The sequence below is a fragment of the Pseudomonas sp. EA_35y_Pfl2_R111 genome (genome assembly GCF_963970955.1).
In the GTDB taxonomy this organism is placed as follows: Bacteria; Pseudomonadota; Gammaproteobacteria; order Pseudomonadales; family Pseudomonadaceae; genus Aquipseudomonas.
In genome coordinates this window covers 58,454-79,099 of record NZ_CAXAOM010000005.1, presented here as the reverse complement: position 1 = coordinate 79,099, position 20,646 = coordinate 58,454, and the positions used below count along the sequence as shown (strand labels likewise).

General features: G+C 61.4%; 17 protein-coding genes. 12 read left to right on the top strand and 5 right to left on the bottom strand.

All coding sequences use genetic code 11. From position 1 onward, the window contains the following. Positions 1–210: 210 nt before the first annotated feature. Positions 211–3,120, bottom strand: coding sequence for a ribonucleoside-diphosphate reductase subunit alpha (locus tag AACY25_RS17975; RefSeq protein WP_339526412.1), 2,910 nt, complete (start codon positions 3,118–3,120; stop codon positions 211–213). Between the two features lie 716 nt (positions 3,121–3,836). Here AACY25_RS17975 and AACY25_RS17970 point away from each other — a divergent pair. After that, positions 3,837–4,559, top strand: coding sequence for a response regulator (locus tag AACY25_RS17970; protein WP_339526410.1), 723 nt, complete (start codon positions 3,837–3,839; stop codon positions 4,557–4,559). Between the two features lie 10 nt (positions 4,560–4,569). Next, positions 4,570–6,171, top strand: a complete 1,602-nt coding sequence (locus tag AACY25_RS17965) for an ATP-binding protein (RefSeq protein ID WP_339526408.1) — start codon at positions 4,570–4,572, stop codon at positions 6,169–6,171. 127 nt (positions 6,172–6,298) lie between these two features. Here AACY25_RS17965 and AACY25_RS17960 read toward each other — a convergent pair whose 3' ends face one another. The 4 genes from AACY25_RS17960 to minC form a co-directional block, all read right to left on the bottom strand. Then, entirely contained in the window at positions 6,299–6,934 is a 636-nt protein-coding gene (locus AACY25_RS17960; RefSeq protein ID WP_339526406.1) for an RluA family pseudouridine synthase, read from the bottom strand. Between the two features lie 61 nt (positions 6,935–6,995). Next, complete coding sequence (gene minE, locus AACY25_RS17955; RefSeq protein WP_025165363.1) at positions 6,996–7,250, bottom strand: cell division topological specificity factor MinE; 255 nt, start codon at positions 7,248–7,250, stop codon at positions 6,996–6,998. Next, the gene (minD, locus tag AACY25_RS17950) at positions 7,247–8,062 is read right to left on the bottom strand and encodes a septum site-determining protein MinD (RefSeq protein WP_339526404.1); all 816 of its coding nucleotides are present in this window, start codon (positions 8,060–8,062) and stop codon (positions 7,247–7,249) included. The genes minE and minD overlap by 4 nt, the downstream gene beginning before the upstream one ends. A 101-nt stretch (positions 8,063–8,163) precedes the next feature. After that, the gene (gene minC / locus AACY25_RS17945; protein ID WP_339526402.1) at positions 8,164–8,889 is read right to left on the bottom strand and encodes a septum site-determining protein MinC; all 726 of its coding nucleotides are present in this window, start codon (positions 8,887–8,889) and stop codon (positions 8,164–8,166) included. A gap of 154 nt (positions 8,890–9,043) precedes the next feature. On the opposite strand from minC, the gene AACY25_RS17940 reads away from it, so the two are divergent. From AACY25_RS17940 to ltaE, 10 genes are all read left to right on the top strand, one after another. After that, the gene (locus tag AACY25_RS17940; RefSeq protein ID WP_339526400.1) at positions 9,044–9,970 is read left to right on the top strand and encodes a lipid A biosynthesis lauroyl acyltransferase; all 927 of its coding nucleotides are present in this window, start codon (positions 9,044–9,046) and stop codon (positions 9,968–9,970) included. A 125-nt stretch (positions 9,971–10,095) separates the two neighbouring features. Continuing rightward, positions 10,096–11,301 (top strand): patatin-like phospholipase family protein, encoded by a 1,206-nt coding sequence (locus tag AACY25_RS17935; RefSeq protein ID WP_339412325.1) that lies wholly within the window; start codon positions 10,096–10,098, stop codon positions 11,299–11,301. Between the two features lie 267 nt (positions 11,302–11,568). Next, positions 11,569–12,789 carry an aspartate aminotransferase family protein gene (locus AACY25_RS17930; RefSeq protein WP_339526398.1) on the top strand — a complete coding sequence of 407 codons (1,221 nt, stop codon included), beginning with the start codon at positions 11,569–11,571 and terminating at the stop codon, positions 12,787–12,789. Positions 12,790–12,964: 175 nt separating this feature from the next. Continuing rightward, positions 12,965–13,981: an arginine/ornithine succinyltransferase subunit alpha gene (gene aruF / locus AACY25_RS17925; protein ID WP_339412322.1), complete on the top strand. Its 1,017-nt coding sequence runs from the start codon at positions 12,965–12,967 to the stop codon at positions 13,979–13,981. A gap of 11 nt (positions 13,982–13,992) precedes the next feature. Next, positions 13,993–15,009, top strand: a complete 1,017-nt coding sequence (gene astA / locus AACY25_RS17920; RefSeq protein ID WP_339526396.1) for an arginine N-succinyltransferase — start codon at positions 13,993–13,995, stop codon at positions 15,007–15,009. A gap of 91 nt (positions 15,010–15,100) precedes the next feature. Next, positions 15,101–16,564 (top strand): succinylglutamate-semialdehyde dehydrogenase, encoded by a 1,464-nt coding sequence (astD, locus tag AACY25_RS17915; RefSeq protein WP_339526394.1) that lies wholly within the window; start codon positions 15,101–15,103, stop codon positions 16,562–16,564. Then, positions 16,561–17,925, top strand: a complete 1,365-nt coding sequence (gene astB, locus AACY25_RS17910; RefSeq protein WP_339526392.1) for an N-succinylarginine dihydrolase — start codon at positions 16,561–16,563, stop codon at positions 17,923–17,925. Before astD ends, astB begins: the two co-directional genes overlap by 4 nt. A gap of 91 nt (positions 17,926–18,016) precedes the next feature. Continuing rightward, the gene (locus tag AACY25_RS17905; protein ID WP_339412316.1) at positions 18,017–18,304 is read left to right on the top strand and encodes a topoisomerase II; all 288 of its coding nucleotides are present in this window, start codon (positions 18,017–18,019) and stop codon (positions 18,302–18,304) included. Positions 18,305–18,333: 29 nt separating this feature from the next. Further along, the gene (astE, locus tag AACY25_RS17900; RefSeq protein WP_339526390.1) at positions 18,334–19,344 is read left to right on the top strand and encodes a succinylglutamate desuccinylase; all 1,011 of its coding nucleotides are present in this window, start codon (positions 18,334–18,336) and stop codon (positions 19,342–19,344) included. Positions 19,345–19,520: 176 nt separating this feature from the next. Beyond that, on the top strand, positions 19,521–20,525 hold the full coding sequence (gene ltaE / locus AACY25_RS17895; protein ID WP_339526388.1) for a low-specificity L-threonine aldolase: 1,005 nt from the start codon (positions 19,521–19,523) through the stop codon (positions 20,523–20,525). The last annotated feature ends 121 nt before the right edge of the window (positions 20,526–20,646 follow it).

The window sequence follows — 20,646 nt, the reverse complement described above, 5'->3', positions numbered from 1 at the left end:
TGTTGCTTTTGCCCCTCTCCCTAGCCCTCTCCCCGAAGGGGCGAGGGGATAAAACGGTGTGTCGCTTGTGCTCTTTGCTCGACATTCGAGCGCGTAGCTGAGCGAGTGAGCGCTAGGCGCCTGGTAGGTTGGAACCCCTTAGCATACGACTGTATGTGATGGGGGCCGACCTACCGGGCAACAACGCGCGCGCCGCTCAGATCCGCGCGCTTATTGGCACGCTTCGCAGTCTGGTTCGTCGATCGCGCAAGCCTTTGGAACTGGAGCTGGACCTGCGCTCATTTCCACTTCCGGGGCCTTGGCCGGTGCTGCGCTCAGGCCATCGTTGCCACCACTGGACACCGCATTCAACTTGCTGGTGCTGATGGTGGACTTCTCGGTGCTGGTCGCGGCCAGGGCACGGAGGTAGTAGGTGGTTTTCAGGCCACGGTACCAAGCCATGCGGTAGGTCACATCGAGCTTCTTGCCCGAAGCGCCGGCGATGTACAGGTTCAGCGACTGCGCCTGGTCGATCCACTTCTGGCGACGGCTGGCAGCGTCAACGATCCACTTGGTGTCGACTTCAAACGCGGTGGCGTAGAGGTCTTTGAGTTCTTGCGGGATGCGCTCGATCTGCTGCACGGAACCGTCGTAGTACTTGAGGTCGTTGATCATCACCGAGTCCCACAGGCCGCGGGCTTTGAGGTCGCGAACCAGGTACGGGTTGATCACGGTGAATTCGCCCGAGAGGTTCGATTTCACGTAGAGGTTCTGGTAGGTCGGTTCGATCGACTGCGATACGCCGGTGATGTTGGCGATGGTCGCGGTCGGTGCGATGGCCATGATGTTCGAGTTGCGGATGCCTTTCTGCACACGGGCACGTACCGGGGCCCAGTCCAGGGACTCGGTCAGGTCGACGTCGATGTACTTCTGGCCACGCGCTTCGATCAGGATCTGCTGCGAATCCAGCGGCAGGATGCCCTTGCTCCACAGCGAGCCTTCGAAGGTGGAGTAGCTGCCGCGCTCGTCGGCCAGGTCACAGGAGGCCTGGATGGCGTAGTAGCTGACAGCTTCCATCGACTTGTCGGCAAATTCCACGGCGGCGTCGGAGCCGTACGGGATGTGCTGCAGGTACAGGGCATCCTGGAAGCCCATGATGCCGAGGCCGACTGGACGGTGCTTGAAGTTGGAGTTCTTCGCCTGCGGCACGCTGTAGTAGTTGATGTCGATAACGTTATCGAGCATGCGCACAGCGACCTTGATGGTCTTCTGCAGCTTGGCGGTGTCCAGCTTGCCGTCGACGATGTGGTTCGGCAGGTTGACCGAGCCCAGGTTGCACACGGCAATTTCGTCGGCGTTGGTGTTCAGGGTGATCTCGGTGCACAGGTTCGAGCTGTGGACCACGCCCACGTGCTGCTGCGGGCTGCGCAGGTTGCACGGGTCTTTGAAGGTCAGCCATGGGTGGCCGGTTTCGAACAGCATGGAGAGCATCTTGCGCCACAGGTCTTTGGCCTGGATGGTCTTGAACAGCTTGATCTTGCCGCCGTACTGGGTCAGGGCTTCGTAGTACTCGTAGCGCTCTTCGAAGGCTTTGCCGGTCAGGTCGTGCAGGTCTGGCACTTCGGACGGGCTGAACAGGGTCCACTGGCCGTCGTCGAACACGCGCTTCATAAACAGATCAGGGATCCAGTTGGCGGTGTTCATGTCGTGGGTGCGGCGACGGTCGTCACCGGTGTTCTTGCGCAGCTCGATGAACTCTTCAATGTCCATGTGCCAGGTTTCCAGGTAGGCGCAGACCGCGCCCTTGCGCTTGCCGCCCTGGTTAACTGCTACTGCGGTGTCGTTGACCACTTTGAGGAACGGCACAACCCCTTGCGACTTGCCGTTGGTGCCTTTGATGTAGGCGCCCAGGGCACGTACTGGCGTCCAGTCGTTGCCCAGACCGCCGGCAAACTTGGACAGCATGGCGTTGTCGTGGATGGCGTTGTAGATGCCCGACAGGTCGTCCGGCACGGTGGTCAGGTAGCACGACGACAGCTGCGGACGTAGGGTGCCGGCGTTGAACAGGGTTGGCGTCGAGGCCATGTAGTCGAAGGACGACAACAGGTTGTAGAACTCGATGGCGCGGTCTTCTTTCTGCTTCTCTTCAATCGCCAGGCCCATGGCCACGCGCATAAAGAACACCTGTGGCAGTTCGAAGCGGGTGCCGTCCTTGTGGATGAAGTAGCGGTCGTAGAGGGTCTGCAGGCCCAGGTAGGTGAACTGCTGATCGCGCTCGTGGTTGATCGCCTTGCCGAGTTTTTCCAGGTCGAAGGTGGCCAGGATCGGGTTGAGCAATTCGTACTCGATACCCTTGCTGATGTAAGCCGGCAGCGCCTGTGCGTACAGCTCGCTCATCTCGTGGTGGGTGGCGCTGGTAGCCACACCGAGGAAGCCCAGGCCTTCGGCGCGGATGTTGTCCATCAGCAGGCGCGCGGTGACGTAGCTGTAGTTCGGCTCACGCTCGACCAGGGTACGCGCGGTCATCACCAGGGCGGTGCTGACGTCGCTTTGCGCTACGCCGTCATAGAGGTTCTTCAGGGTTTCTTTCTGGATCAGCGCGCCGTCGACTTCCGCCAGGCCTTCGCAGGCTTCGGTAACGATGGTGTTGAGGCGACCCATGTCCAGCGGCGCAACCGTACCGTCGAGGTGGGTGACGCGAATGCTTGGGTGCGGCTGAGCGACTTCGGTGGCGGCGTCGGTCTTGCGCGCCTGGCTGCGCGATTCGCGGTAGATCACGTAGTCGCGGGCAACTTTCTGCTCGCCGGAACGCATCAGGGCCAGTTCAACCTGGTCCTGGATTTCTTCGATGTGGATGGTGCCGCCGGATGGCATGCGGCGCTTGAACGTCGCGGTGACCTGCTCGGTCAGGCGCGCAACGGTTTCATGGATACGCGACGAGGCGGCTGCAGTGCCGCCTTCAACAGCGAGAAAGGCCTTGGTGATGGCAACAGTGATCTTGTCATCGGTGTAGGGCACCACGGTGCCGTTACGTTTGATCACGCGCAGTTGACCGGGCGCGGTGGCGCTCAGGCTCTGGTTGTCATCGGTGGCCTGCGGCGCATTGGCCTGCGGGTTCTCGCGGGAGGTGTCGGTGTGCATGAATATCTCCATGTTCTGTATTTGTTAGATGGACGCTTTAACTGTCGATCACTGCGAACAACGCTCGTTCATTCCATTTCATCAATGCCATGGGCGCAGCCAGAGGCCGAACACATGGGGACTTGCAAATTGGGCAGGGAGGTACAACTAAAGCGCCCTCCTGGCTCAAGAGTCCTACGTCAAGGTATTTTTGCACCTCAACTACTACATCTAGTGGTGCAACCGCGTGTGCGGTTGGCGCTTTATCCATCCTCAGGCGCGCCGGGCGCTGCGCTGAAGTGTGGCCTGCTGCGGTAGAGCAGACGCATTGCAAAGGTCTTTCAGGCGTCCGGTGACGGGCTGGGATCAGGCCGTGTGCGAGTCATTCTTTTTGTGTCCGGTTGCCAGGCTAAACCCAACATGTGGTGGGTGTCGCGCGATTGGCATACAAGATAATGCGCTATCTGGGGTATTGCAAGGCGATAGAGCAAGAACAACCTGTGGATAAGTTGTGGGTGAATTGTGGGTTAAACGGCGCGATTGGCGGCAAGCCCGCGTGCTTGCTGGGGTGTACCGTTCGTCGGTGTTGAGCGGGCTTTTTCCATGGTTCGCCCAGAGGTGGCCTATCTCATAGGCCAATACTACATCTAGTGTTTTTACAGAAATATGGCATGCGCTATGCAGTGCCTGGGGCATTGATACAATGCCGGCCGTTTCCGTGTTGTCAGGAGTCCGTCGTGGAGCAGCAGTCGTGGCACATTCTTATTGTCGAAGACGACCAGCGCCTGGCCGAGTTGACCCGTGAGTACCTGCAGAGCAATGGCCTCAATGTGTCCATCGAGATGGACGGCGCGCAGGCCGCCGCGCGGATTTTGCAGGAGCAGCCCGACTTGGTGATTCTCGACCTGATGTTGCCGGGCGAAGACGGTTTGTCGATCTGCCGCAAGGTGCGCGGGCAATATGAGGGGCCGATCCTGATGCTCACCGCACGTACCGATGACATGGACCAGGTGCTGGGCCTGGAAATGGGCGCGGACGACTATGTATGCAAGCCGGTGCGCCCACGCGTGCTGCTGGCGCGTATTCGTGCATTGTTGCGTCGCCATGAAGGCAGCGAGGCGCAGGCGCCTAGTGAGCGCCGGCGTCTGCAGTTCGGCCCGCTGGTGATCGATAGCGCCATGCGTGAGGCCTGGCTGGGCGAGCAGGGCATCGAGCTGACCAGCGCCGAGTTCGACCTATTGTGGCTGCTGACCTCCAATGCGGGGCGGATTCTCTCGCGTGAGGAAATCTTCAACGCCCTGCGCGGCATCGAATACGACGGCCAGGACCGTTCCATCGACGTGCGCATTTCGCGCATCCGCCCGAAAATCGGCGACGACCCGATGCACCCACGGCTAATCAAGACCGTGCGCAGCAAGGGTTATCTGTTTGTCGCCGAAGCGGCTGAAGCGCTTATATGAATTCGCGGCCATGAACTCGATCTTCCTGCGCATCTATGGCGGCATGCTCGCTGTGCTGGTGCTCGTGGCGCTGCTCGGCGTCGGTGCGCTGCAACTGCTCAACGAAGTGCGGGTCGATCAATACCGTGAGCGCCTGGCCCAAGGCACCTTCCGCCTGATGGCCGATAACCTCTCACCGATGGTGGATATCGAGCGGCGTCGCGCGGTCACGGTGTGGGGGCGTTTGCTCGGTATTACGCTGCGCGTTGAACCGCTGGAAAGCGCCGGGCTGGACAGCGGCGCGCGCAACAGCCTGCGTCGCGGTCAGGTGCTGGTGCAGCAGACCGGCCCGCACGAGGCGCGCATCATCAGTCAGCTGGATGGGCAGCCGTTGCTGCTGATTGCCGATGTGCAGCAGGTCAGCGAGCAGCTGGCCCGCGCCACCAGTTTTCTGCTGATCGATGAACTGGTGCGTTACCCCTGGGATGAGCAGCCGCGCCGGCTGGCAGGGCTGAAAAAGGACAAACAGTTCGGTTTCGACCTGCGCCTGGTGCGTCTCGATCAGGCCGACCTCGACCCCGATCAGCGCCGCCGTGTGGACGAAGGCGACACGGTGATGGCGCTGGGCCGTGGCGGCGACAGCATTCATGTGTTCTCCGGCATCGTCAATACGCCCTGGGTGCTGGAGATCGGCCCGTTGTATCAGATGGATCCGTACCCTGCGCAGTGGCTGGTGCTGATCGGCGCACTTGGGCTGAGCCTGATTGGGCTGATGGTTTATCTGCTGGTGCGGCCGCTGGAACAGCGCCTGAGCGATCTGGAAGGTGCCGCCACGCACATTGCCAGTGGCCGCCTGGATGCCCGTGTGCCGACCCGTGGTAGCGACTCGGTCGGGCGTTTGGCCGCCGCCTTCAACGCAATGGCTGAGCACTTGCAGCGCTCGCTGAGCATTCAGCGTGAGATGGTCCGTGCAGTGTCCCATGAGCTGCGCACGCCGGTGGCGCGGCTGCGTTTCGGCCTGGAAATGATCGGCGACGCGGAAACCGATGCGGCGCGGCGCAAATATATGGAGGGCATGGACAGCGATATTCAGGACCTCGACAAGCTGGTCGACGAAATGCTCACCTACGCGCGTCTGGAGCAGGGCGCGCCGGCACTGAACTTCCAGCAGGTCGACCTGGGCGAGCTAATTGATCAGGTGATCACCGAACTTGCACCACTGCGCGCCAGTGTGCGAGTTGAACACGGCCCCTCACGTGACGCTCTGGATGGTGGCGGCGCCTGTGTTGAAGCCGAGCTGCGTTACCTGCACCGCGCTCTGCAGAACCTGGTAAGCAACGCCATGCGCCATGCCGAATCACGGGTGCGGGTGAGCTATCAGGTGGGTCAGCAGCGTTGCCGCCTGGATATCGAAGATGATGGCCCCGGCGTGCCGGAAGAGGCCTGGGAGCGCATCTTTACGCCGTTCCTAAGGCTGGACGACAGCCGCACCCGCGCCTCGGGCGGGCATGGCCTGGGCCTGTCCATCGTGCGGCGGATTACCTACTGGCACGGCGGCCGCGCACAGATCAGCCGTAGTGAAGAGCTGGGTGGGGCGTGTTTTAGTCTGATCTGGCCGCGCAAGCAGGGCTGAAAGCAGCCTGGGTGCAATCCGGGCTACGGAGTGAGTTCAGCCTCGTAGGGTGGATGGCGCATTACCCATCCACCAACGGTAATGGTGGATGAAAACAGCGTCATCCACCCTACAGTTTGTGTCAGCTTTAGAACGGTGCCGGACACTCGAAGCGCATCCGCTCGCCCGTTTGTGGGTGAGTCAGGCTAAGCATGCTGGCGTGCAGGCACAGGCGCGGGTAAGCGGTCAGGGCTTGCTCGTGGGCATACAGGCCGTCACCGAGCAGCGGGTGGCCGATCGATAGCATATGCACACGCAGCTGGTGCGAGCGGCCGGTGATGGGCGTCAACTCAACGCGGCAATGTTCGGTGTGACGTTCCAGGATTTTCCAGTAGGTCAGGGCGTGTTTGCCTTGCTCGTGATCGACAACGTGACGCGGCTTGGTCGGCGGATCGTAGCGCAGCGGCAAATCGATGCTGCCACTATCCAGCTCGGGTTGGCCCCAGCACAGCGCGGTGTAGGCCTTCTCGGTCTCGCGGTCATGGAACTGGCGGGACAGCTCGCGGTGGCTGTCGGCGTCGCGGGCCAAGACGATAATCCCCGAGGTTTCCCAGTCCAGGCGATGGACGATGCGCGCTTCCGGGTAGCCGTTTTCCTGCAGGCGAGTCACCAGGCAATCGCGGTTGTCCTCGGCGCGGCCGGGCACCGAGAGCAGCAGGGTGGGCTTGTTGATCACCAGCAGGGCGGCGTCCTGGTGGAGAATTTCGACATTCGACAGCGGCATGGGCTTTCCACAAATAGAAACGGCGGCCTGGGCCGCCGTTGCATGCTCTCAACCAATCAAATCAACGGTCGGGAAGCGTGATGTTGAGTTCCAGAATGGAACAGCTGCCCTGGTTTTCCAGTGCAACCTGTACTTGGTCTGAATCGATATTCACGTACTTGCGGATCACCTCGACCAGTTCTTGCTGCAGGGCCGGCAGGTAGTCCGGCTGGCTGCGCTGACCGCGCTCGTGGGCGACGATGATTTGCAGACGCTCTTTCGCAATGGACGCCGTAGTTTCTTTCTTGCGTTCACGAAAGAAGTCAAAAATATTCATTCACGACCTCCAAACAGGCGTTGCATGAAGCCTTGCTTTTTCACGTCGAGGAAGCGGTGCGCCACTTCCTTGCCCAGCAGGCGGTCAACTGCATCACTGTAGGCTTGGCCCGCATCGCTCTGGTCATCGAGAATCACCGGCACGCCCTGGTTCGAGGCCTTGAGTACGGCTTGCGACTCAGGAATGACGCCGAGCAAGCGGATGGCGAGGATTTCCTCGACGTCTTCCACGCCGAGCATTTCGCCTTTAATCACACGCTCAGGGTTATAGCGGGTTAGCAGCAGGTGTTCCTTGATCGGCTCTTCGCCTTTCTCGGCGCGGCGCGATTTGCTTGCCAGCAGGCCAAGCATGCGGTCCGAGTCACGTACCGAGGACACTTCCGGGTTGGTCACGACAATCGCTTCATCGGCGAAGTACATGGCCAGATGCGCGCCTTTTTCGATACCGGCCGGCGAGTCGCAGACCACGTATTCGAAGGTTTCGCGCAGCTCGTTGATGATTTTTTCGACGCCTTCCTGGGTCAGCGCGTCTTTGTCACGTGTCTGGCTGGCAGCCAGCACGTAGAGATTTTCCAGGCGCTTGTCTTTGATCAGGGCTTGCGAGAGGGTCGCTTCGCCGTTGACCACGTTGACGAAGTCATACACCACGCGGCGTTCACAGCCCATGATCAGGTCAAGGTTACGCAGGCCGACGTCGAAGTCGACGATGACAGTCTTGTGCCCGCGCAGGGCGAGGCCGGTACCGATGGCAGCGCTGGTGGTGGTTTTACCAACGCCACCTTTGCCGGACGTAACAACGAGGATCTTGGCCAAGGTGATTCACCCCAAAATATAGAAAATACGCAGGTTTCCATGGCCTATTTCAGGCTTCCGGGTGCCCTGTCTGTGTCCTTGAAAAGTGGCGGCAGTATCCGTTAAAGGCGGGTGATGTTCAACACGTCACCCGACAGGCTGACATGCACCGCTTCGCCCCAGAGCGGGTCACGGCGCAAGTCTTCGGCCACCTTGTAATGGCCGGCGATGGAGAGCAGTTCCGCGCCCATCTGCTGGCAGAAAATCCGTGCCTTGAGATTGCCCTTGATGCCCGCCAGTGCCCGGCCGCGCATCGGTGCGTAAACATGGATGTTGCCATCGGCGAGAAGTTCCGCACCGGCACTGACCGGGGCCAGGACGATCAGGTCGCCGCCCTGGGCATACACCTGCTGGCCGCCGCGCACTGGGCTGGTGATGATCTTGCTCGGTTTGAGTTCGGGTTCGGCGGGTTTTTCCGGCTTCGCTGGGGCCAGGTCGATGGCGCGCTCACGGGCGCCGGAAGGCGGCAATACAGGCAAATCCAACGCTTCAGCCGCGCTGATATCGGCTTCGCGGTTGGCGCGGATCGCCAGAGTGCGCAGGCCGTGCTTGCGGCAGACCGCCATCAGCTCGGCCAGATCGAGCATGCCTTCGCCTTCCGGAAGCTTGTCCAGAGCCAGTACCAGCGGGGTATTGCTGAAGAAGGCTGGGGCCTGGGCGACTTTTTCGCTGAGCTGTTGGTCGAGGCGGGCGAGGTCGTTGTGCGCCAGCTCCATCACGGTGATGGCCAGCATGCTGCCTTTAAGCTGGAATACAGGGTCTTGCTCGAGGAGATCGGCTTGGCTCATGGTCTGCCTGGGGCGGCCTTATAGCGGCTTTATAGAAGTAGCCCGGACTTATAGCGAGAACGCCGCGCGCTCGCAAGCTGCGCACTGTGAAACCGGGCGGCGAACAAACTCCTGATAGAATGCCGCGCTTTATTGCGTGCCTCGGACCTGTTTTATGGATCGCCCTGTATTTCGCGCTTATTTTCTGCATCCACGTTTCTGGCTGTTATGGCTGGGCCTGGGCCTGCTGTGGCTGATTGCCCAGCTGCCTTATAAGGTCTTGTTGTGGCTGGGACGCTGCCTGGGCAGCGTGATGTATCGCCTGGCCAGTTCACGGCGCAGGATTGCCGCGCGCAATCTGAAACTGTGTTTTCCACAGATGCCGAGGGCCGAGCGCAAGGCGCTGCTTAAAGAGAATTTCGCCTCCACCGGGATTACCTTCTTTGAGATGGCCATTGCCTGGTGGTGGCCCGCAGAGCGTCTGCGTCGCCTGGGTACCATCGAAGGGTTGGAGCATCTGCGCCAGGCCGAGGCCGACGGCCAGGGCGTGATCCTTATGGCGCTGCATTTCACCACCCTGGAAATGGGCGGCGGCCTGCTTGGTATGGCCCAGAACATGTACGGCATGTACCGCCCACACAAGAATCCGTTGTTCGACTACGTGCAACGTCGCGGTCGCGAGCAGCGCCTGCTCGGGGTGATTGGCCGTGATGATGTGCGTGGCATGCTCAAGCTGCTGAGGGCCGGTGGTGTGGTCTGGTATGCGCCGGATCAGGACTACGGCGCGCAGCGCAGTGTGTTCGTACCCTTGTTCGGTACCCAGGCGGCCACCGTCACTGCTACCAGCAAGTTCGCCCGCATGGGCCGCGCTCAGGTTATTCCCTTTACCCAGCAGCGCTTGCCCGATGGCCAGGGTTATCGCTTGGTGATCCATCCGCCACTGGCAGATTTCCCCACTGAGAGCGAAGAGGCCGACTGCCTGCGGGTCAATCAGTGGATTGAGCAAGCCATCAGTGTCTGCCCTGAGCAGTACCTGTGGGCGCACCGCCGCTTCAAGACGCGGCCGCAAGGCGAGCCGAAGCTATATAAGAAGAAGCGTTAGTTTCTGATTAGAGCCGCCATCCAATTGGCGGGTTGTTCGGTTGAAGTTGGTTTTCTTGGCGCCTGATGGTTCCGTGTGCGCCTGGCAGGCTCCTATACTGGCTGAAAAACAACAGGAAGCAGCCTATGCCGTACACCGCTCCAACCAGTCAGCCTGTCACCGGGCTGATTCTCTCCGGTGGCGGCGCACGGGCGGCCTATCAGGTGGGGGTGCTGGCGGCGATTGCCGACCTGCTGCCCAATGCTGCGCACAATCCTTTTCCGGTGATCGTCGGCACTTCGGCGGGGGCCATCAATGCAGTGGGCCTGGCCTGCGGTGCATTGCACTTCACTGAGGCCGTACGCCGGCTGACCAGTGTTTGGCAGGGCTTTCATACCCATCAGGTGTACCGCAGCGATTGGCCAGGCGTATTGCGCCAAGCCAGCCGTTTTATCGGCCACAGCTTGCTCGGATTAGGTGGTCAGGCACCGGTGGCGCTGCTCGACAGCTCGCCGTTGGCCGATCTGCTTGGGCGGGAGTTGGATTTCAGCGGAATTGCCGCCGCCGTGCGTCACCGCCAGCTGCGCGCCGTGGCAGTGACCGCTTTCGGATATGAAACCGGCCAGGCGGTGACCTTCTATCAAGGCCGCGCCACCATTGATCCCTGGTTTCGTCATCGCCGCGTCGGCGTGCCAACGCGGCTGGCACTGGAGCACCTGCTGGCCAGCGCTTCGATCCCGCTGATTTTTCCGCCGGTAAAGATCAACCGTGAATACTTCGGTGATGGCGCGGTGCGCCAGTCCGCTCCGATCAGCCCAGCCTTACACCTGGGTGCGACGCGGGTGTTGGTGGTTGGCGTCAGCGGCAATCCGGCGGCCGGACCGCAGGCCCAGGTGCCGGTGGTGCGCCCGCAGCAGAGCCGGCCTCCGAGTCTGGCGCAGATCAGTGGGCATATGCTTAACAGCACCTTTATTGACAGCCTGGAAAGCGATATCGAGCTGCTTGAGCGGCTTAACCAGATGGGCCGACTGATTCCCGCCGAAAATCACCCGCGTGGCCTGGGCCTCAAGCCAGTGGATGTGCTGGTGATATCCCCCAGTCAGCCGTTGGACCTGATCGCCGCGCGCCATCGTCATGAACTGCCCAAGGCGCTGCGTCTGTTTCTACGTGGCCCTGGGGCAACCAAGGCCAGCGGCGCCGGTGTGCTGAGTTACCTGCTGTTCGAGCCGGGTTACTGCAATGAGTTGATCGAACTGGGTTATCAGGACGCCATGGCCCAGAAAGCCCGCCTTATCGAATTTCTCTGTCTGGACAGCCCGCCAGTGCCGGCGGTGATTCCGGTAACTGCCTAGCCAGGCCATTACCTCTTGTTTGATCCCGGCTGCCTGTGCGGCCAAATTCCTTTTCCGCGTGGCCGAGAAAACCGCGCCAAGGCGGGTGGCTGCATTTAAACTGCGCCTTCCCGATGCTTTCTGTCGCATTTGCGAAAGCTGCGGTTTTCCTCGGGTTGGCGCTATAAGAAGTTGTCGCATGGCGGCAATGCCGGCCCCGGATCAGTCCCTACAATCCTTCACATCGCCTGCTATTGAATGCAGGTGTTCCTCGTTAGGAGAGCTCAGATGTCCGTTCAGCACGACCCGGTACAGCGCGCCGATTTCGACCAGGTGATGGTGCCCAACTACGCACCCGCTGCCTTTATTCCAGTACGTGGCGCCGGTTCGCGCGTGTGGGATCAAAGCGGTCGCGAGCTGATCGACTTTGCCGGCGGCATTGCCGTCAACGTGCTGGGCCACGCCCATCCGGCGCTGGTTAAGGCGCTGACCGAGCAGGCTGGCAACCTCTGGCACGTATCCAACGTGTTCACCAACGAGCCGGCCCTGCGCCTGGCCAAGAAGCTAATCGACGCCACGTTCGCTGAGCGCGTGTTCTTCTGTAACTCGGGCGCCGAAGCCAATGAGGCTGCCTTCAAGCTGGCCCGGCGTGTAGCCCACGACCGGTTTGGTCCGGAAAAGTACGAAATCATCGGTGCGACCAATAGTTTCCACGGTCGCACTCTGTTTACCGTCAGCGTCGGCGGTCAGCCGAAGTATTCCGACGGTTTCGGCCCGAAGATCCAGGGCATCAGCCACATCCCTTATAACGACATTGAAGCGCTGAAGGCCGCAGTATCGGACAAGACCTGTGCCGTGGTGCTGGAGCCGATTCAAGGTGAGGGCGGCGTGCTGCCGGCTGACCTGGCTTACCTGCAAGCGGCCCGCGAGTTGTGCGATAAGCACAACGCGCTGCTGGTGTTCGACGAAGTGCAGAGCGGCATGGGCCGCTGCGGCGAATTGTTTGCCTATATGCACTACGGCGTGACCCCGGACATCCTCTCCAGCGCCAAGAGCCTGGGCGGCGGTTTCCCGATTGGCGCGATGCTCACCACCAGCGAGCTGGCCAAGCACCTGGCGATCGGCACCCATGGCACCACCTACGGCGGCAACCCGCTGGCCTGTGCGGTGGGTGAGGCGGTGGTTGACATCATCAACACCCCTGAAGTGCTGGCTGGCGTTAAAGCCAAGCATCAGCGTTTCAAAGCCAAGCTGGAGCAGATCGGCCAGCAGTACGGCGTGTTCAGCGAAATACGCGGCCTCGGCCTGCTGATCGGTGCGGTGCTGTCCGATGCCTGGAAAGGCAAGGCCAAGGCGATTCTCGACGCCGCTGCGGTAGAGGGCGTGATGGTGCTGCAGGCCAGCCCGGACGTGGTGCGTTTCGCCCCGAGCCTGGTGGTGGAAGACGCCGATATCGATGACGGTCTGGCGCGTTTCGAGCGTGCCGTGGCCAAGCTGGCTCAAGCCTGATTGCCGGTCTGGTCCGCCGCGAGTGCGGTGGACCAGGCTGTGCCCGCTCGACCCACGGATGGATTGAGCAAACAGCAAGGAAGCCCGTCTCTGTGTGTGCCGCAGCGTTTGTTGCGGTTTTCTCTAGGCCGCCCGGTTTGGGCAGCTTGGAGCTTTTATCAAAAGGAGTGACACCATGCTGGTGATGCGCCCCGCGCAAATGGCCGACCTCACTGAAGTGCAGCGTCTCGCCGCGGACAGCCCGGTTGGTGTGACTTCACTGCCGGACGACAGCGATCGTCTGCGCGAAAAAATCGCCGCATCGGAAGCTTCGTTTTCCGCCGAGGTCAGCTTTAACGGTGAAGAAAGCTACTTCTTCGTCCTCGAAGACAGCGAGAGCGGCCGCCTGGTCGGTTGTTCCGGCATCGTCGCCTCGGCTGGCTATTCGGAGCCGTTCTACAGCTTCCGTAACGAAACCTTCGTGCACAACTCCCGCGAGCTGAAGATCCATAACAAGATCCACGTGCTCTCGCTGTGCCACGACCTCACCGGCAACAGCCTGCTGACCAGCTTCTACGTCGAGCGGTCGCTGGTGAACACTGCCTGGTCGGAACTCAACTCGCGCGGTCGCCTGCTGTTTCTCGCCAACCATCCGGAGCGTTTTGCCGATGCGCTGGTGGTGGAAATCGTCGGTTACAGCGACGAGGCCGGTGATTCGCCATTCTGGGATGCGGTGGGGCGCAACTTCTTCGACATGAACTACACCGAGGCCGAGCGCCTGTGTGGTCTGAAGAGCCGCACCTTCCTCGCCGAGCTGATGCCGCATTACCCGATTTATGTGCCGCTGCTGCCCGATGAGGCGCAAGAGGCCATGGGTCAGGTGCATCCGCGGGCGCAGATCAGCTTCGACATCCTGATGCGTGAAGGCTTTGAAACCGACCACTACATCGACATCTTTGACGGCGGCCCAACCTTGCATGCACGTACCTCGGGCATCCGCTCGATTGCCCAGAGCCGTGTGGTGCCGCTGCGTATCGGTGAGCCGGTCAAAGGCGGGCGGCCGTATCTGGTGAGTAACGGCCAGCTGCAGGATTTCCGCGCCATCGTGGTGGATCTTGATTGGGTGCCGGGTAAGCCGGTCACCCTGAGTTTGGCGGCCGCCGAGGCCCTGGGCGTCGGCGAAGGCGTTAGCGTACGCCTGGTTGCGGTTTAAGGAGTTAGCGCATGATCGTTCGTCCCGTACGCAGCGCCGACCTTCCGGCCCTGTTTGACCTGGCACGCAGCACCGGCGCTGGCCTGACCACTCTGCCCGCCAACGAGGAGCGCTTGGCGCACCGCGTGGGCTGGGCCGAGAAAACCTTCCGTGGCGAAGCTGCGCGTGCCGATGCCGACTACTTGTTCGTGCTCGAAGACGACAATGGCGAGGTGGTCGGTATTTCGGCCGTTGCCGGTGCCGTGGGCTTGCGTGAGCCCTGGTACAACTACCGGGTCGGCCTGACGGTCAGCGCCTCGCAGGAGCTGAATATCCACCGCCAGGTGCCCACGCTGTTCCTGGCCAACGACCTGACCGGCAACTCCGAGCTGTGCTCGCTGTTTTTGCGCAGCGATCAGCGCAGCGGCCTGAATGGCCGGCTGCTATCGAAGGCACGCTTTCTGTTTATCGCCGAATTCCGCGAGCTGTTCGGCGACAAGGTGATTGCCGAGATGCGCGGTATGTCCGATGAACAGGGCCGCTCGCCGTTCTGGGAAAGCCTCGGTCGGCACTTCTTCAAGATGGAGTTCAGTCAGGCTGACTACCTCACCGGCGTGGGCAACAAGGCCTTTATCGCCGAGCTGATGCCCAAGTTTCCGCTTTATACCTGCTTCCTCTCGGAGGATGCGCGCAACATCATCGGCCGCGTTCACCCGGACACCGAGCCGGCGCTGGCCATGCTCAAGGGCGAGGGTTTCAGCTATCAGGGCTATGTAGACATCTTTGACGCTGGCCCGGCCATCGAGGCCGAAACCGCGAAAATTCGCGCGGTGCACGACAGCCAAGTGCTGGTGCTGGCCGTCGGCACCCCGGGCGATGACGCGCCGCGTTTTCTGATTCACAACCGCAAGCGCGAAGACTGCCGGATTACGGCCGCACCGGCACGCCTGGCCGCCGGCACCCTGGTGGTCGACGCACAAACCGCCAAGCGCCTGCAGCTGTCTGCGGGCGACCAGGTGCGCGCGGTCGCGGTTTCCGCTCGCGGCTAAAGCCGCTTGCCCAAGTAGTGCGACGCCGCTGTCTCTATTTGCCGATCCGGCGCAGGCCGGGTCTACACCTTGCTGGGAGTGATAAAACAAGATGAGCACTCATTACATTGCCGGTGCCTGGCACGCAGGCCAGGGTGAAGCCCTGGAATCGCTCAACCCGGTCAGCCAGGAAGCCATCTGGCAGGGCCAGGCCGCCAGTGCCGCGCAGGTTGATGCTGCCGTACAAGCCGCCCGCAGCGCATTCCCGGCCTGGGCCTCGCGCTCGCTGGATGAGCGCATTGCCGTGCTTGAGCAGTTTGCCGCCACCCTGAAAAGCCATGCTGATGCGCTGGGTCACTGCATTGGTGAGGAAACCGGCAAGCCGCTGTGGGAAACCGCCACCGAAGTCACCAGCATGGTCAACAAGGTCGCCATCTCGGTACAGAGCTACCGCGAGCGTACCGGTGAGAAGAGTGGCCCGTTGGCCGACGCTACCGCCGTACTGCGGCACAAGCCGCATGGCGTGGTCGCAGTATTTGGCCCGTACAACTTCCCCGGCCACCTGCCCAACGGCCATATCGTCCCGGCTCTGCTGGCGGGTAACTGCGTGGTGTTCAAGCCCAGCGAGTTGACCCCGAAAGTCGCCGAGCTGACCGTTAAATGCTGGATCGAAGCCGGCTTGCCGGCGGGCGTGCTTAACCTGGTGCAAGGTGCGCGCGATACCGGTGTGGCGCTGGCCGCGCATGACGGTATCGACGGTTTGTTCTTCACTGGTTCCAGCCGTACTGGCAACCTGCTGCACAATCAGTTTGCCGGGCGCCCGGACAAGATCCTCGCCCTGGAAATGGGCGGCAACAACCCGCTGGTGGTCGATCAGGTCGCTGACCTCAACGCCGCCGTGTACACCATCATTCAGTCGGCCTTTATCTCCGCTGGTCAGCGCTGTACCTGCGCGCGCCGCCTGCTGGTGCCGCAAGGCGCTTGGGGTGACAGCCTGCTGGAACGCCTGGTGGAGGTTGCCGCAAGCATCAAGGTCGGCAGCTTCGACGCCCAGCCTGCGCCGTTTATGGGCTCGGTAATTTCTCTGGCCGCCGCGCAGCACCTGATCAAGGCCCAGCAGCACCTACTGGCCCATGGTGCCAAGCCACTGCTGGAAATGACCCAGCCGCTGCCCGGCGCCGCCTTGCTTACCCCTGGCATCATTGATGTGACTGAGGTGGCCAATCGTCCGGATGAAGAGTTCTTCGGCCCGCTGCTGCAGGTGATTCGCTACGCCGATTTTGATGCGGCCATCGCCGAGGCTAATAACACCCAGTACGGTCTGGCCGCTGGCCTGCTGTCCGATTCCAAGGCCCGCTACGAGCAGTTCTGGCTGCAAAGCCGCGCCGGTATCGTCAACTGGAACAAACAGCTGACCGGTGCCGCCAGCACCGCGCCGTTTGGCGGTGTGGGTGCCTCCGGCAACCACCGCGCCAGTGCCTATTACGCAGCCGATTATTGCGCCTACCCGGTGGCCTCGCTGGAATCCGACAGCTTGAGCCTGCCTGCCACCCTGACACCCGGAGTAAGCCTGTGAGCCAAGTATCCAAAGCTTCTGCATTCGAAGTAAATTTTGATGGCTTGGTCGGGCCGACTCACAACTACGGTGGTCTGTCCTACGGTAACGTCGCCTCGCAGAGTAATAGCCAGGTCGCCTCCAACCCGAAAGAAGCGGCCAAGCAGGGCCTGGCCAAGATGAAGGCCTTGATGGATATGGGCTTCAAGCAGGGTGTGCTGGCCCCGCAAGAGCGCCCGAATGTTGCTGTGCTACGCAGCCTGGGCTTTACCGGGACCGACGCGCAGGTGATCCAGAAGGCCGCGAAAGACGCCATGCCGCTGCTGGTCGCCAGTTGCTCAGCTTCCAGCATGTGGACGGCCAACGCCTGTACGGTCAGCCCGAGTGCCGATACGGCCGATAGTCGCGTGCATTTCACCGCCGCCAACCTCAACTGCAAATTCCACCGCTCGATCGAACACCCGACCACCAGCCGTGTGCTCGGCGCGATGTTCGCCAATGAGCAGCACTTCGCCCACCACGCGGCGTTGCCGGCAGTCGGTCAGTTCGGTGATGAAGGTGCAGCCAACCACACGCGCTTCTGCAAAGGCTATGGCGATGCTGGCGTGGAGTTTTTCGTGTTTGGCCGCAGCGCCTTCGACAGCCGCTTCCCGGCTCCGCAACGCTACCCGGCGCGGCAGACTCTGGAAGCTTCGCAGGCGGTTGCCCGCTTGCACGGCCTGAGCGATGACGGCGTGGTTTACGCCCAGCAGACGCCAGCGGTGATCGACCAGGGTGTGTTCCACAACGACGTGATCGCCGTGGGCAATGGCGAGGTGCTGTTCTATCACCAGGACGCCTTCCTCGACACCGACAAGGTGCTGGCCGAGCTGAGCGACAAGCTCGCCCGCCGAGGCGGCAACTTCCAGGCCGTTTGCGTGCCGCGTGATGCGGTGACGGTGGAGGATGCGGTCAAGTCCTATCTGTTCAACAGCCAGCTGCTGAACCGCGCCGAGGGCGGCATGCTGCTGATCGTGCCGGAAGAGTGCCGCAACAACGCCAATGTCTGGTGCTACCTGGAGCAACTGACCAGCGGTAATGGGCCGATTCGCGAGGTCAAGGTGTTCGACCTTAAGCAGAGCATGCAGAACGGTGGAGGCCCGGCTTGCCTGCGCCTGCGCGTGGCACTCAAGGAACACGAGCTGGCAGCGGTCAATCAGGGCGTGATCATGACTCCGACTCTGCACGACAGCCTCAATGTCTGGGTCGACAAGCACTACCGTGATCGCCTGAGCGAAAACGATCTGGCTGACCCACAATTGCTCAATGAATGCCGCGCGGCCTTGGACGAACTGACGCAGATCCTTAAACTGGGCGCGGTTTATCCATTCCAATTAGCTTGAGTAGGGTGGGTCACGCTTTATCGACCCACCATGACGGGCTGGGTGGATGTAAAAACGACATCCACCCCACGCCAATACCTGTGGAGATTTTATGAGCGACGCCCTGCAACTGATCCTCGAAGACACTGACGGTACCCAGCTGGAAACCTCATGCACGCGTTTCGCCGTGATTTGGCAGGGCCAGGAAATCTGGTTCCAACAGGTTGGCAACAACCAGCTGATGATCGGTGTAGACGTGGAGGAGGGCGCTGCCGAATACGCCAATCTGCTGCTGCGCCCGCTGGCCACCAACCTGGTCAGCCTGGAGCTGGAAATGGAAGCTGCTGGTCTGGCGGACGAAGACGGCGATCATGTGCATGGTCCTGACTGCAACCACTAAGAGCCCCTTTACGCTCTGAGGAAATGCCTATGCTTGCCCTCGGCAAACTGCTTGAACTGACCCTGGCCGGCTATGAACCGGCAGCGAAAATTCAGCTGACCCCCGAGGGTACGCGTTTGCGTTGGCTGGCCGAAGGTGCGTTGGAAATAACGCCGCCAGTAGCCAGCGACAATGGCATGGACCTGCTGTTGTCTGCCGGCATCCATGGCAATGAAACCGCGCCGATTGAATTGCTCGACCGTCTGCTGCAGGGCATTGCCCGCAACCAGCTGAAGCCGCGCGCGCGCATTCTTTTTCTGTTTGGTAACCCTGCTGCCATGCGCAGCGGTGAGCGTTATATCGAGCAGGACATCAACCGTCTGTTCAACGGTCGCCACGATCAGCACACCGGTGCCGAAGCGTTACGTGCCTGTGACCTGGAGCATCTGGCAGCAACCTTCTTCAGCAAGCCAGAGCGCACCCGCCTGCATTACGACCTGCACACCGCGATTCGTGCATCGAAGATCGAGCAATTCGCCCTCTACCCGTTTCAGGAAGGCCGCCCGCGCAGTCAGCGTGAACTGGCGCGCTTGAGCGCTGCCGGAATCGAGGCGGTGCTGCTGCACAACAAGAGTTCGATCACCTTTAGCGCCTATACCTACACCCAGCTTGGGGCGGAAGCCTTCACCCTCGAGCTGGGCAAGGCGCGGCCGTTCGGGCAGAACGAACTGGTCAATCTGGACCTGCTCGAATTGCATCTGCAGGCGTTGATCGAAGGCCGCGATCCCGAGGGCGCAACGGATGATCTGGGCGAGCTCAAGCTGTTTGCCGTGGCGCGCGAAGTGATCAAGCACAGCGACGCCTTCAAGCTGCACCTGCCGGCTGATATCGAGAATTTCAGCGAGCTGCCGGTGGGCTACCTGCTAGCCGAAGACCTGGCCGATACCCGCTGGGTGGTGGATGAGCCGGGCGCACGCATTATTTTCCCCAACCCCAAGGTCAAGAACGGCCTGCGCGCCGGCATTCTGATTGTTCCCGCCGAAGGCGTGCAGCTGGCTTGAGCCAGTAGGGTGGATGGCGCTTTCTCCATCCACCAATTGGGGCGTGTCTGGTGGATGAAAAAGACGTCATCCACCCTACGCAATCTGTCCTGCGTTTTCTCGCCCGATCTGTACCTTGTTTGCCTAAGTGGCGCGCTTTAGCATCGGGGCTTCGCCCCATCTAAGGACTGCCCGCCATGCCCGTTATCGACCTGCGCAGCGACACCGTCACTCAGCCGACTCCTGGCATGCGCGAGGCCATGCAGGCCGCCGAACTGGGTGATGACGTGTACGGCGAAGACCCTACGGTCAACCGCCTGGAGCAGTTTCTGGCTGCTGAGTTGGGCTTTGCGGCGGCGCTGTTTGTGCCCACAGGCACCATGAGCAACCTGCTCGGGCTGATGGCTCATTGCGCGCGCGGTGACGAATACATCGTCGGCCAGCAGGCGCACACTTATAAATACGAAGGTGGCGGCGCGGCGGTGCTCGGTTCGATCCAGCCGCAGCCCATTGATGGCGAAGCCGATGGCTCTCTGGACCTGGCCAAGGTTGAGGCAGCGATCAAGCAGGATGACTTCCACTTCGCCCGCACCCGCCTGCTTGCGCTGGAAAACACCATGCAAGGCAAGGTGCTGCCGCAGGCGTATCTGCAGGCCGCACGTGAGCTGACCACGCGGTGCGGCCTGGCCCTGCATCTTGACGGCGCGCGTTTGTATAACGCGGCAGTCAAACTGGGCGTGCCGGCGCGGGAAATTACTCAATACTTCGATTCGGTGTCGGTGTGCCTGTCCAAGGGGCTCGGCGCACCGATTGGCTCGGTGCTGTGCGGCTCAGTCGAGCTGATCGGCGAGGCACGGCGTCTGCGCAAGATGGTCGGCGGCGGTATGCGCCAGGCCGGCATGCTCGCCGCGGCTGGCTTGTATGCCTTGCAGCATCAGGTGGAACGCTTGGCTGAAGATCACTCCAACGCTGAGCGATTGGCCGCCGGCTTGCGCGAGCTAGGTTATGCGGTGGAGCCGGTGCAGACCAATATGGTCTACGCCCAGGTTGGCGAGCAGGCCGGCGCGCTGAAGGCTTTCTGCGCCGAGCGTGGGATCAAGCTCAGCGCCGCGCCACGGCTGCGTATGGTCACGCACTTGGATATCTCCACTGCGGATATTGATCAGGTGGTCGCAGCTTTTGCAGAATTCCGTTCGCATTGAGCGAATAGTGAGCAGTTAATAGCTGTTATCTATCAATAAAGGCACTAGCCCCCTAGCGCAGGCCCGATATAATGCGGCCCTTTGCCGGCTTTGTCGTGGCCGCTGGTTTTTGGAAGATTCC

Coding starts and splice junctions, on each gene's coding strand:
- AACY25_RS17975 (WP_339526412.1), bottom strand. CDS start 3,120: ATGCACACCGACACCTCCCGCGAGAACCCGCAGGCCAATGCGCCGCAG.
- AACY25_RS17965 (WP_339526408.1), top strand. CDS start 4,570: ATGAACTCGATCTTCCTGCGCATCTATGGCGGCATGCTCGCTGTGCTG.
- AACY25_RS17960 (WP_339526406.1), bottom strand. CDS start 6,934: ATGCCGCTGTCGAATGTCGAAATTCTCCACCAGGACGCCGCCCTGCTG.
- minE (WP_025165363.1), bottom strand. CDS start 7,250: ATGAATATTTTTGACTTCTTTCGTGAACGCAAGAAAGAAACTACGGCG.
- minC (WP_339526402.1), bottom strand. CDS start 8,889: ATGAGCCAAGCCGATCTCCTCGAGCAAGACCCTGTATTCCAGCTTAAA.
- AACY25_RS17940 (WP_339526400.1), top strand. CDS start 9,044: ATGGATCGCCCTGTATTTCGCGCTTATTTTCTGCATCCACGTTTCTGG.
- AACY25_RS17935 (WP_339412325.1), top strand. CDS start 10,096: ATGCCGTACACCGCTCCAACCAGTCAGCCTGTCACCGGGCTGATTCTC.
- AACY25_RS17930 (WP_339526398.1), top strand. CDS start 11,569: ATGTCCGTTCAGCACGACCCGGTACAGCGCGCCGATTTCGACCAGGTG.
- aruF (WP_339412322.1), top strand. CDS start 12,965: ATGCTGGTGATGCGCCCCGCGCAAATGGCCGACCTCACTGAAGTGCAG.
- astA (WP_339526396.1), top strand. CDS start 13,993: ATGATCGTTCGTCCCGTACGCAGCGCCGACCTTCCGGCCCTGTTTGAC.
- astD (WP_339526394.1), top strand. CDS start 15,101: ATGAGCACTCATTACATTGCCGGTGCCTGGCACGCAGGCCAGGGTGAA.
- AACY25_RS17905 (WP_339412316.1), top strand. CDS start 18,017: ATGAGCGACGCCCTGCAACTGATCCTCGAAGACACTGACGGTACCCAG.
- astE (WP_339526390.1), top strand. CDS start 18,334: ATGCTTGCCCTCGGCAAACTGCTTGAACTGACCCTGGCCGGCTATGAA.
- ltaE (WP_339526388.1), top strand. CDS start 19,521: ATGCCCGTTATCGACCTGCGCAGCGACACCGTCACTCAGCCGACTCCT.